Source organism: Candidatus Hydrogenedentota bacterium (genome assembly GCA_035416745.1).
GTDB lineage: Bacteria > Hydrogenedentota > Hydrogenedentia > Hydrogenedentales > SLHB01 > UBA2224.
This window is the reverse complement of sequence record DAOLNV010000037.1, coordinates 1-14,386: the sequence shown is the minus strand read 5'-3', so window position 1 is coordinate 14,386 and position 14,386 is coordinate 1. Positions and strand designations below refer to the sequence as shown.

Below are 14,386 nucleotides of genomic sequence, written 5' to 3'. Positions count from 1 at the left end.
ATTCCAGGATGGCATGCAAGTAGACCGCCTGGAGGCCATTGCTGAGGCGATACGGAATCTGTCGACGAATGACCGACAGCAACTGCTCCAGATGCTGGGTCAGGCGCCCAAGGACAATGACGTGTGAACCTGGGTCGCGTCCCCGGCGCCCTTGGAGGCGCCGGGCTAAATCCTGGATGCTGGAGCTCGAAGCCTGCCCGTTCGTGGCATCCCTCCCCTTCTCTCCCCTGCTCTTGATGACCGAGCTGCCTGTGGCCGGTAAGCGCCCAGGGCCCTGGCTTCAGGCAAACTGCTTGTCCATTCCGATGGCAGACGTACGCCCGGCACCCCTGGCTGCCCGCCAGTGGCTATGACGGCGCCCGTGCCAAACGTCGGGGCGCCAGTCGCCGAGGTCGAGGTGCGGAGCCGAGATGAGGACTGCAGGCTCCATCGTTGTCCCCTCCCCCTCCCCCCGCGCGCCTATGGCCTACGTGCTGATGGCGGGCACAGACCAGGTGTTTTGGACATGAGCGACTGCCGAGCCCTATGGCTTGGCGCACGGCCAAAGCGCGGGCCGTCGAGGTCGTAATGAGAAGCGCGCCCCCATCCCATGTGGACAAGTCCGCCGCCGTGCGAGGCGTGGGATCGAGAATGATCCACGGCCGCGATTTGGAACAAGGACCGGGGGCAGGGGGGGAAAGTTGTCCCGAGGGACGTTTCTACTATCGCTCGCGCGAAATTTTTCAGATTTTTTGTGTTTGGGTGAGACTGTTTTGAGAATGATGGCGGTCCAAAGGTCAAACAGGTCGCATCCTGAGAATTCTACCCGTCATCGGAGATTATCTCATGTCGGCAATGTGCTTCAGGTATTTCAGAGCAGCAACGTGGTTCTCCAAGCGTTAGGCCCTTCCGACGCCGGTGTCCTGACAAAGGCGGCAAGAGCTTGGGACGCCATCGCGCGGGCTGGGTTAGCTCGCGCCTTAGCGATGCGTGCTCCCCGGTCATGGACCACGTTCACCTTTCGTCCCCCGCTTGCACCCGCGACGCGCTCCTGCGCGATGCTATCCAGCCAAGACTGGATCTCCAGCAACACGTCCCCGCCCCCAGGAACGCCATCCTCCCGACCCTGAACCGAGCTCGACCACGCATACACCCTTGCGAGGGAAAGCGGCCCGAGGGTCATGAGCTGTCACTGTAAGTGTTATATCGTCAGCTATTTGGGCGGTGTTGTCGCGGACGCGTCCGAATGCTTGAAGAGGATTGGACACGGCGAAACCAACCTGCCTGCAGCGAGCCAGTTTATGAGGATTCCTATTGACGTCTTCATGCTAGCCGTCTAGTATGGAAAAGAGCATTCCAGGTTGCGGTCGCGGAAGGAATTCGAGGGGGGCATTGGGTAGCCGTCGGGGAGTGTACCGCCCGGTTGCCGGGGCACGGAGTAAGAGCCATGACCTACCGTTCTATCGCCATTTCTGTATGCATTCTCCTTGCCGTATGTGCCACGGCGCCCGCCGAAGTCTATCGAGTCGACGGAGACGTGGCGGTGTCTGGCGACGGCTCGAGTTGGCCGAATGCCTTCAAGACAATTCAGGAGGGCATTGAAGCCGCCGACGCCGCTGGTGGCGGGGAAGTATGGGTCGGGGAGGCGGCGGATGGCTACAAGAGCGCCACGGACCCGGTGGTGACGCTGAAGTCCGGGGTGCACATATACGGTGGCTTTGCAGGTACCGAGACATTGCGCGAGCAGCGAGACTGGGCTGCCCACGAAACGATCATCGACGGAGGAGGTGCCCGGCGATGCGTCTATGGGCAAGACATTGCATCAGGCGACGCGACGCTGGACGGGTTTACGATGCGGAACGGCAAGGCTACCTCTGGTGCAGGTATGTACAACAGCGGTTCTTCGCCGCAGGTCGCCAACTGCAAATTCCTGAGCAACACGGCAAGCAGCTCCGGCGGCGGGATGTACAACAACGACTCTTCTTCTCCTACGGTGTCGAACTGTACGTTTGAGGGGAACACGGCGACGCTTGCGGGTGGGGGTATGCGCAACTATTCTTCTTCACCTCAAGTAATCGATTGCGTGTTCACGGGCAATCAGGTAACAGGCGCAGAATCCGATGGCGGCGGCATGGCCAATTCTGAATCTTCCTCGCCGGTCGTCACGAGTTGCAGATTCCTCAATAACACCGCTGTTGACAAGGGTGGTGGCATGCACAACTACTCGTCATGCTCGCCGATAGTGACCGCATGTGAATTCGTAAACAATACAGCCGCCGACGGTGCCGGGATGTACAACAACGTCTCTTGTACGGCGCAATTGGCCAATTGTACGTTCGAAGGGAACACTGCGACGACAGCAGGCGGGGGGATGTTCAACGCTTCGTCGTCTCCGGAGATGATGGATTGCACGTTTGCGAAGAACTCGGCGTCGGGCGGCAGTGGTGGCGGCATGTACAACAGTTCGGCCTCGCCGCGGGTAACACATTGTGTCTTCCGAGGCAATGTTGCCAGTGGCAGCATCTATGCCGACGGCGGGGGTATGTACTATGAGTCTTCCTCGTCCCCAGAGGTGAGCGACTGCACCTTTATGGGGAACCGGTCGACAAGGAGGGGTGGGGCAATCTCGGATGAGAACAGCAATAGTGTGCCTCGGGTAAGCCGCTGCACTTTCGCAGATAATCAGTCCGCGTACGGCGGCGCCATCTGCAACATTGGTGCCGTGACAAACTGCGTGTTTGTCGGGAATACAGCAACCTCCCTGGGTGGAGCGCTGTACCTTGTGTCCGTCTCGCAAGTGGTGAATTGCACGTTTGCAGGCAACCGCAGTGACGCAATATTCAGCTACCCCGCGACCGTGCAAGTGGTCAACAGCATTCTTTGGGGTAATGGTGACGATCCGATACGCGACACCGCCACTGTGACGTACTCGTGCGTGGAAGGCGGTTACGCGGGGACCGGCAACATCGATCAGAACCCGTTGTTCGTAGACGCCGTGGCGGGGAACGTGCAGCTGAAGCCAAGTTCGCCATGTCAGGACACAGGTACCAGTGCCGGGGCGCCAGCCGAAGATTTCTTCGGTTTGGCCCGTCCACAAGGGGCGGAAGTGGACATGGGGGCCTACGAGTATGTGGATACGGATGGTGATGGTCTGCCGGATAGCTGGGAGACTCACTACGACTTGGATTGGAACGATGACGGTACGGTGGATCCGGCAAACGGGGCCAACGGTGACCCGGACGGAGACGGGCTGACAAATCTCAGGGAATATGAAGGAAACACAGACCCTCAGGCGCGGAGCGTTTGGATGGTTGACGCCGCCTCGACGGCGGAGTCTCCGGACGGTTCGAGTTGGGAGAATGCGTTCCAGACGATTCAGGAGTGCATCGACGCCGCGGTGGCGGCGGGGGCATCATCGTCCGACCCGGCAGAGCTCTGGGTGGCGCAAGGCCAATATACAAGCGCGGTAGACCAGGTGGTGACGCTGCGCCGTGGCGTGCACCTGTATGGAGGATTTGCGGGGACCGAGACGTTGCGGGGCGAACGGGACTGGGTTACCCATCCGATCATCATCGATGGGCAAGGGATGCGGCGATGCGTGACGGGCTCGGATTTTGCGGTGTTAGACGGTTTTGAGATGCAAGACGGGAGTGCGGAGAATGGCGGGGGGATGTACAACAGTTCGGCCTCGCCGCGGGTAACACATTGCGTCTTCCGAGGCAATGTTGCCAGTGGCAGCATCTATGCCGTCGGCGGGGGTATGTACAATGAGTCTTCCTCATCCCCAGAGGTGAGCGACTGCACCTTTGTGGGGAACCAGGCGACAAAGGGGGGTGGGGGAATCTCGGATGAGAACAACAATAGTGTGCCTCGGGTAAGCCGCTGCACGTTCGCAGATAATCAGTCCGCGTACGGCGGTGCCATCTACAACATTGGTGCCGTGACAAACTGCGTGTTTGTCGGGAATGAAGGAACCTCCTTGGGTGGAGCGCTGTACCTTGTGTCTGTCTCGCAAGTGGTGAATTGCACGTTTGCAGGCAACCGCAGTGACGCAATATTCAGCTACCCCGCGACCGTACAAGTGGTCAACAGCATTCTTTGGGATAATGGCGCCGATCCGATAAGCGAGACCGCCACCGTGACGTACTCCTGCGTGCAAGGCGGTTACGCGGGGACTGGAAACATCGACAAAGACCCACTGTTCGTGGACGCGGCATCGGGCAACGTGCAACTGCAACCGGAATCGCCCTGCATCGACGCCGGCACGCTTACCGGCGCTCCTTCAGACGATCTCCTCGGGCATCCGCGGCCCGTTGGCGCCGGTATTGACATGGGCGCCTCCGAGTATTACGTGGACTATATCCTCTCCCCGCCGCGGTCGGGGCGTATTCTTGCCGGCGATACGCTGCGCTTCGCAGGCAAGAGCGGCCTGCAATCGTATTCTTGGGAGTTCGGCGATGGCCGTACCTCTACCCTGCAAAACCCCGGTCTGGTCTCCTTCCCGGAGCTTGGCGAGTACGTCGTGAAGCTGAGTAAGCTCGATGCTTTGGGCGAGCCATTGCTGATGTCTCAGCGCACGCTCACGGTCGTCCCGAACTCTGGAGTCGCGCCCGATCTGACGGTCGTCGCCGTGCAGGCAACCGGCGGAGGTGGAATCGGCGAGCCGGGGGAGGTCACCTACACCGCCGCGAACGCGGGCAATGCGGCCGTAGGACTCGTGAACCGAACCGACGCGCTTTATCTCTCCACGGATCCGCAACTCGATGTTGCGGACACGCTCCTTGCCACCGCGTCCCAGGCCAGCGCGCTTGGCGCCGGAGAAAGTTACACCGCAACCTTAAACTATACCATTCCACCCATGGAAGATGGGGTTTACTACCTGATCTTGAGCCTCGACGATGAATGGAAGGTTTTGGAAAAGCATCGGCTTAACAATGAATACGCCCAGGCCACGCAGGTTTTCGTTCCCGCCTTGCAGGACGGCGTCTCGCGAACCGGTTCGTTCCCGTCTGGCCAGAGAGCGCGCTACTACCGCATCGATGCTCCGGGAGGAAAGAGCCTGGTTTTCACATTGACCGCGCCAGCCGGCTCTTTCGGGCTCTACGCAAGCCATGAGAGCGTACCCAGTCGCGGTGAGTATGACTACGGCCGCCAAGGCCTCTCCGGCGCGAACCAGCGGCTGGTGATTCCCACGGCTTCTCCTGGCACATGGTATGTCCTTGTCTATGCCGAATCGGAACCCGTACCTGCCGAGTTCACGATTCTGGCCGAGTTCGTCGATTTGAGGGTGCTATCCGCTTCACCCCAACGCCTGAGCGCTGCTTCGCCGATCGACCTCGTGCTGGAAGGGGTAGGGTTTACAGGGCCGATTCAGGTTGAGCTTGTTGGGTCCGACGAAACCGCATATCCAGTTGCCACTGTGAATGTCAACTCATTCAGCCGGGTAACGGTGACATTAGAGCCGGGCGCCGTGCCCCCGGGCCTGTACGCCATCCGCGTGAGGCGGCCCGACGACGTTTCATACCTGCTGCCCGCCGCCGTCGAGATCATGGATGTCCCCCCGCCGGAGATAGAGACCAACCTGGTCCTGCCGTCGCGCTTCGGGTACCACCAGCTCGCGACCGTGTACGTTGAGTACTTCAACGCAGGTGAGGTGGCAATGCGCGCGCCGCTGCTGGTGGTGACGGCGGCGCAGAATGGCAACGAGCGCGCTCTGCTGACACTTGATCCGACCCGCGTGATCAAGGGGTTCTGGACCGCCGTGATGCCCGAAGGATTCTCCCATTCCGTGCAGTTCCTCGCCTCGGGAGCAAACACCGGCGTGCTCGAAGCAGGCGAAGGCGGCTGCGTGGCCATCTACTACGCGGGCTGGCTGAAACCTTGGGACTTCGACTATCCGCCCATCGAGTGGAACGTGGGCGTGCTGTCCGCCGAGAACGATTCGCCAGTGGATTGGGATTCGCTCAAGGCGGACCTGCGCCCCTATTATGTCCGCGAGGACGCCTGGGATGTCCTCTGGACCAACTACACGAACCAGGTGGGCGCCACGTGGGGCGATTACGCCCGAATGCTTGCCGAGAACGCTGCCTATCTCTACCGCCTTGATCAACGCGTCGACGATGTGCAGAAGCTGGCGGCATTCGAGTTCCGACAGGCCGACGGGTTGAACCCGCTATCCCAGTTCGCCGCTGCCACGGACGCCGTTGAGCAGGCGCCGGGCATGCCCATCGTCTTCCGGCGTTCCTACGCACAGCCGATCTCGCGCCACTTTGAACTCGGACCGCTCGGTCGCGGATGGAAACACAACTGGGAAGTCTCCCTTGAGACAAAAGACGACGGCACGGTGGTTATCACCGATATGAGCGGCACGCCCCGTATCTTCCAGCCCGACAGCCGTCCCGGAGGCGGCTATCTCGCTGCGCCCGGCGACAACGGCAAGCTGACGGCCGCTTCGGGAGGCGGCTACCTTCTACGCGAATTGGAGGGATTCGTTCACGGTTTTCAGGCAGACGGAAAACTGGTTTCCGTGGGAGATCCCAACGGAAATGGCATCGCGCTTGAGTATGGCGGCGACTTCCTGACCCGGCTTACGTACGCGCACGACGGTCAGCCCGGCAGCCAGTTCCTCGAGCTCGCGTACAACGGCTCGGGAACGATACAGAGCGTGACCGATTCGGTCGGACGCCAGACGATCTTCACCTACGACGCATCGGGCGAACACCTGGCGTCGGCGGAAGCATATGACGGACTGATCACAACGTACGCGTACGATACGAATCCCGGCGCGGCATCTGAACACGCGCTCACAGAGATCGTCTTCCCGGGAGGTACACAGCGACATTACACCTACGACACCTCCGGGCGGTTGGCATCCTCATACCGCAACGGCGGCGCGGAAGGAGTCTTGTTCGCTTACGATTCCACCGGTGGGGTCACCGCGACGGACGCTTTGGCGGGGTGGACGCAGTACTACTTCGACAACTCCGGGCGCCCGGCTTCTATGCAGGATGCCCTGGGCAAGGCCGCACATTTTGTCTACGACGAATTGGGCCGTCAGACCGCCGTTTATGACGCAGAAGGCCGGACGTTCACCTACGCCTACGACGACCGCGGCAACCTAACCGCGGCGACGGATCCCCTGGGCTATACGACCCGGTTCCGGTATACGGCCGATTTGAACCGCCTGAGCTGGCTGACCGACGCGAACGGCAACCGCACCGAGTATGGGTACGACCCCCAGGGCAACCTCGAAGCCATCGCTTATGCCAACGGTACGACCCAAACGTGGGTGACGGATGACGCCGGACTTCCCGATGTCTGGAGCAACCGGCGCGGCGCACAGGTCGACTACGATTACGACCAGAACGGCCGGCTGACGCGGAAAAACTACCTCAGCGGCGGTACGGACATGGAGTATCACTACGATGCTCGCGGCAATCTGGACTACACGGTCGACGCTCACGGTACGGCCGACTACACCTACGACTCCGACGATTACCTCACCCGCATCGACTACCCCGGTGGCCGGTGGCTGGAGTTCACCTATGACGCCGCGGGGAGGCGCGCTTCCAGCTTGGACCAGCTTGGGCACCGTCTCGACTACGCCTACGACCATCTGGGACGCCTCGACACGATGACCGACGAGACAGGCGCTCCGGTTGTTGAGTACGCGTATGACGCGATGGGGCGCTTGTCCCAGAAGACCCTCGGCAACGGTTCATACACCACACACGAATATGATGCGTCGGGGCAGTTGCTCTCCCTCGTCAATCACAACTCCGACAGCACGGTTCTCTCGTTCTTCAACTACACCTATGACACCCGGGGCCTCCGTGTCGGCATGGCCACGCATTATGGCACGTGGAGCTATGAGTACGACGACCTCGGGCAGCTCACGCACGCTGTGCTGGTCTCCACGGATCCCGAAATCCCCAGCCAGAACCTTACCTACGCGTACGATGGCGTCGGCAACCGCATCTACACGATCTCCAATGGCCTACGCGAGAACTACACCACCAACAACATGAACCAGTATACCCAGGTCCGCGACACGTCCTACGACTACGACTGGGACGGCAACAGGACGGTGGAAGAGGCGGTCACGGGCACGACTTTCTATACTTACGACGACGAGAATCGCATGCTTTCTGCTACCAAAGGCAGCAACGTTTGGGAATACGTCTACAACGCCTTCGGAGGCCGGGTCGCCGCGAGCGAGAACGGTGAGATGGCTCATTTCGTCATCGACCCCATCGGCCTGGGCAATGTCGTTGGGGAATACGATGACACCGGCAATCTCATCGCCGGCTACGACCATGGAGCGGGATTGGTCCGCACAATCGGCCCGGACGCGAGTCTGGGTTACTACACTTTCGACGGAATGGGGAACACGTGCCAGCTCCTGTCTCAAGCGGGGCTAGCCACCAATGACTATATGTATGACCCCTTCGGCAATTCGCTCTATCGAGATGCGTCCGCCTCGAACCCGTTTGAGTATATTGGGGAACTCGGCGTTACCCGCGAGGGTACGGGACTCAATCTCATGCGGGCGAGGTTCTATGATCCGAGAATTGGACGCTTTGTGTCTGAAGATCCCATTTACATAGCTGGAGGGATTAATCTCTACACCTATGCTGCGAATAGCCCCTTATCATTTGCTGACCCAAGCGGCCTTTGCGACATCTACTTGCCAAGAGACCTGTACGATAAAGCAAAGTGGCATAGCAGGATTGCCCAAGCGGTTGCAACCCTCGCTTGTGTAGATCTTGCGTTAGCTTTTGATTTTATCGGGATGACAGCTGGAGGGATTGTAGGCGGGCTAGTAGGGTTGGGAGTAGGAACAGTGATAGGAACACCGCTGGGGGGAATCGTAGGAGCAGCCGCAGGACTCACAATAGGCGTTGAGGTTGGCCAAGTTGCCGGCTTGGTTGCCTTTACGTGGTTGAGCGGGGAGGGTGACTGGTACGCCAAAATTAGGGATTGGGCTGAAGATACGATGAACGAAGAAGATGGAATTCCTGTGGCTCCCGGAGGAAATCCCGAGTATTGTCCTTATGAAGAAGAACCTCCTGATGAGCCCGAAGTGCCCGACGAAGCTGCCGATACTGGCTCTAGCGGTGCCGGGGGCGGTTGGGACCCCAACGGAAAACCTGGTCCGGGGGGTTTTGGGGATAGCAACTATGTGACCGTGGATTCGTTGCTCCCGTACCGGATCGACTTTGAAAACGACCCGACCGCCACAGCGCCCGCGCAACTAGTAGTGATTTCCGATCCGCTCAGCGCAGATCTGGACTGGTCCACGTTTGAACTGACGGAGGTGGGTTTCGGGGACCAGCTGGTGACGGTGCCGAGAGGATCGCAGTACTTCGAGACGACCGTGCCGTTCACCCAGGACGGGAAACAACTCGAGGCGGAGATAGTGGCCGGACTGGACCCGGCGTCCGGCGAGGTGTACGCGGTGCTCTACACTATCGACCCGGAGACGGGCCTGCCGCCGACAGTGGACTACGGCCTGCTGCCTCCGGAAGACGGAACGGGGCACGGTAAGGGGCAGATCTCGTTCGTGGTGCGGCCCCTTCCTGATGTGCCCGACGGCACAGAGATCCGCAACATCGCCACGATCCAGTTCGACTTCGGCGAGACCATTGCCACCAACCAGGTTGATCCGCACGATCCTTCCCAGGGCACCGACCCGAACAAAGAGGCGCTCGTTACCATAGACGCTATCGTGCCGACTGCCACGGTGCTGCCGCTGCCGGAGACGACGTGCACGGCTGCATTCACGGTCTCGTGGACGGGCGAAGACTCGCCCAACGGGTCGGGCATCGCGTCGTATGACCTCTTCGTGCAGGACGATGGCGGGGAGTGGATGTTGTGGATCAACGACACGACACAGACCGCGGAGACGTTCACGGGACAGGACGGTCACACGTATGCCTTCGCGGCGTGCGCTCAAGACAACGTCGGCCACCTCGAAGAAGCTCCCCCCACGACGGCGGAAGCTCAGACTCTGGTCGACGTCAGAGTGAGTGTGCCGTCCCTGGTCGGAATGACCGAATCGGACGCTACGGCAGCCGTTCTGGCGGCCGGGCTCACGATAGGCAGCATCTCGCACGCTGCGAGCCACACGGTTTCCGAGGGTTGCGTAATCAACCAAGATCCCCCGGCCGGCGACTGCCTCGAGGGCGCGAAGCCGGGCGCTGCCGTGGATTTGGTCATTTCCACGGGAAGCACCATACCCGTGCCATGTGTGACGGATATGACCCTTCCAACCGCCCAAACGACCCTGAAAGGAGCGGGTCTTGCCGTTGGAACGGTGACGGAGGAGTACAGCTCGACAGTCCCCGCGGGGCTGGTTATTTCACAGGATCCCGCTTGCGGCACGCCAGTGGCCGCGGGTACAGCGGTTGACTTGGTTGTATCCAAAGGGCCCGGCGCGCCGATGGCCCAGGATGATAGCTATTCGGTCTGCGCGGACGCGCCGTTGTCGGTGCCTGCGCCGGGCGTGCTGGGCAATGATATGGATCCCCAGGGTGACCCGCTCACGGCGATACTTGTCAGTACCGTGAGCCACGGCGCCCTTACACTGAATGCCGACGGCTCTTTCAAGTACGCGCCGGATGCAGGGTACGCGGAAACGGACAGCTTCACGTACGTGGCAAACGATGGCGGGTTCGACAGCAACGTCGCGACGGTCACAATCAGTGTGACGGCGTGTGAAGTGGATATTGCGGCGTCCCGCTCGTTCTGGTACTACAAGTACTCGTCGCCGGGGGTCGAGAACATCACGGTGACTATTGACAATCTTGGAGCGGACGATCTGACCGCGCTAAGCGTGACCGAAGAGCTCCCCGCGGGCTGGACGTTTGACTCGCTCGTGAGCTTCAGCCCGTCGGGGTGTGGTCCCGCGACAATCCCGAGTCCCGGCGCAACCGGCACGCTCGAGTTCGTCTGGTCGTGCATCCCCGAGTTCCCGTACACATTTACCTATCGGGTGAACGTGCCAACAGGCCAGACAGGCGACAAGGCCTTCTCGGGCGACGTACTATACCAACGGGCCGGAGGCCCTGAGCAGACAGCAGCTATTGGTGGCTTGGGTTCGATATCAGAACGCATGTACCATTCGCTGGACTACAATCCCGCGAACAATCTCATCAGCGTGTCGGAGATCCTGCGGGTCATCCAGTTCTATAACCTGGGGGGTTATCACTGTGCCGTCGGAACGGAAGATGGCTATGAACCCGGCGTTCCCGGCGCGCCCGATCCCTCCTGCCTGCCGCATGACAACGACTACAATCCACGGAACTGGATGATCAGCGTGTCGGAAATCCTCCGCATGATTCAGTTCTACAATATGGGCGGCTACCATGTCGCGGAGGGCACGGAAGACGGATACGCACCCGGACTCGCCGCCAAGGCAGGGACCGCGAAGATGAACGTTGTGAGTGATGCGACGGTGCTAGCGCTGCACGCAACACGCCACATCGTCGCTAGCGGAGACGCCTCCGAAGTCACGGTAACGTTCACGGGCGTCGGAACAGAAGTGGTCTCTGCCCTAGGACTGGTGGAAACGCTCCCGGCGGCCTGGACCTTCGAGAGCATCGTTGACGCCTCCGAACCGCCTGCCATCGCGCCCGTCCCGGGCGACTCGGGCGAACTGAATTTCGCCTGGATCTGGACGCCACCGTTGCCCGCCCACGTGACATACCGCATACGGTCAGACTCGGGCAAGACCGGCGTGACCGGCCTTACAGGCAAGGCGCTGTACCGCACCACGGGTCCCGAGCAGCAGGCACAAGTCGTTAACGAACCGGATGGTTCCGCGGACGGACACGGCCAAACGCCCTCCGAACGGCCTGGCGACGAGAAGCCCCCAACGGGCATCAAGGGTGACGTGAACAACGACGGCAAAGTCGACGCAATCGACCTGCAGCTCGTCATCAACGCCGCACTCGGTATTCCTGGGGCCCATGATTGCGACATCAATACATCTGGACATGTGGACGCCGCCGACATTCAGGCGGTTATCGTCCAAGTGTGGAAGAACCAGGGGAAGAGCAGCAGCGCCGGAGGAATCACTATAGAATAGAAGTTTTGGTGTGAACCGGCATCAACAATGTGGGCGGCAAGGAATATGACCTGAGGAGAAAGTGTACCGAGGGTTACCGAACTGAGATCTTCCGGGACTGATCGTGACGGGTGTACACTGTGTGTCAAGTATAAGTTCGTGGGCAGTGAACTCGTCGAAAGGAGCTAGAAATGCGGTACAGGGGAAGGCTTTCTCAATGGGCCAGAGCAATTCTATCTGGCACTTTGGTCCTTGGTCTCATTTCCCTTAGCACCAGCCCTGCCAGTGCGCAAGAGACGATTCTCACAATAGAGAGATCTGTTCCCCAGGGTTATTACCTCCCGGACCAAACTCTGGACGTTGCGGTGACTTTCAACAGGGAAGGCACCGCCCAAGTCACCGCCCTGGCCCTGTACGAGACTCTCCCAAGCGGCTGGACTTACGACAGTTATGTGAGCGGACCCTCCCCTATAATCGCTCCTGCGCCGGGCACTTCCGGGATGCTGGAGTTCGTATATCTCACTGTGGCGGCTTTTCCTGCGACGTTTGTCTACAGGGTCAATGTGCCAGTTGATGAAAATGGTACCCAGGTTCTATCCGGGTACGCTGAGTACCGTCTCGGCGGGGGCGCAATTCTCACGCCTCTAGTCGAGACGCCTATCCCAGAGGAGAACCAGCCGCCTGTTGCCAACGGTGACGCTTACGCGGTGTCCGAGGACGAGACGCTGACCGTGCCAGCGCCGGGCGTGTTGGCCAACGACACCGACCCTGATGGCGACGCCTTGACGGCCCTGCTTGTTGACGGCGTGAGCTGCGGCGCGCTGACGTTCAGCCCGGATGGCTCATTTCAATACGTCCCCGACAGCAATTTCTTTGGCATCGATAGTTTCACGTACAAAGCAAGCGATGAGCCAGGCCAGACCGGGACGGGCGGAGATACCTTGCCTGACCCGGGCGGAGACGGACGGTTCGACGCCAGTGATGTTCAAATGGTCATCAACGAGGCTTTGGGCGTACAGGGAGCCAGGGGGGATATTAACCGTGACGGCTGTGTAAACGCCGTGGATATCCAATTAATCATTGAGGCGGTTCTTGCGGGCCGTGCCCCGCTCAAGAATCTGCAATACGAAGGTTTCCCACTGGCCAAGCTGGATTCCGAAATCGTTACGGTCACCATCACGGTTGCGCCGCTTAACGATGTCCCAGGAGCGGCGTCCGATGCCTATACGGTGGCTGAGGACCAGACCCTGACGGTGACCGCGCCGGGCGTTTTAGGCAACGACAGCGACCCGGATGGTGACGCCCTGACGGCCATGCTGGTAAGCGGCGTGAGCCACGGCGTTCTGACACTGAACGCCGACGGCTCGTTTTCGTACGTGCCAGCGGCAAATTACAGCGGATCAGACAGCTTCACTTATCTGGCCAATGACGGTGAATTGGATAGCAGCATAGCGACGGTGAGCATCACGGTAACGCCCGTCAACGATCGGCCTGTAGCCGCGAATGATTCATACACGGTCTCCGAGGACCAAGCACTTACAGTGGCTGCTCCGGGCGTTTTGGGCAACGACAGTGACCCGGATGGCAACGTTCTTACGGCGGTGCTGCTTACGGGCGTGAGCCACGGAACGCTCACTCTGAATCCGAATGGTTCGTTCAGCTATACGCCAGCAGCCGATTACAGCGGTCCAGACAGCTTCAGGTACGTGGCAAGCGATCAGATTGTCGTGAGTCTTGCAGCAACGGTCTCGATTACTATCACGCCTGCTGGAGAGCAACCCGTAGGAATCGATGATGCCTACACGGTGGCTGAGGACCAGACGCTGGCGGTCACTGCGCCGGGCGTTTTGGGCAACGATACAGACGAAGACGGCGACGCCCTGATGGCGGTGCTGGTGAGTGGCCCCAGCCAGGGCACTCTGACGTTCAACGCGGATGGTTCGTTCGTATACCAGCCCGAGGCGAATTACAACGGCCAGGACAGCTTCACGTACAGAGCCAACGACGGAGCACTCGACAGCAATGAAGCGACGGTGACCATCACGGTCACGCCGGTCAACGACGCGCCGGTTGCGGACGCGGGCGATGACCAGATCAACGCGCTCACCGGTCGAACAATCACCCTGGACGGCAGCGACTCGTACGACGTGGACGGCGACTTGATCGCTTACGAGTGGCGTTTCGAGAGCCTGCCGCCCGCGAGTGCGTTGACGGACAACGATATCGCCGGTTGGGATACCGCGAGTCCGTCGTTCATTCCGGACGTTGCGGGCGATTTCGTTCTATCGCTGGTAGTGAGGGATTACGAATTTGACAGTGATCCGGATTACGTGATGGTCT

The 14,386-nt window shown here is 60.2% G+C and carries 2 protein-coding genes; both read left to right on the top strand.

Annotated features, from left to right (window positions below):
- Positions 1-1,426: 1,426 nt before the first annotated feature.
- Positions 1,427-12,067, top strand: a complete 10,641-nt coding sequence (locus tag PLJ71_12370) for a PASTA domain-containing protein (GenBank protein ID HQM49473.1) — start codon at positions 1,427-1,429, stop codon at positions 12,065-12,067.
- A gap of 344 nt (positions 12,068-12,411) precedes the next feature.
- Positions 12,412-14,386 (top strand): Ig-like domain-containing protein (locus tag PLJ71_12365; GenBank protein HQM49472.1); only part of this gene is annotated, 1,975 nt, incomplete at its 3' end.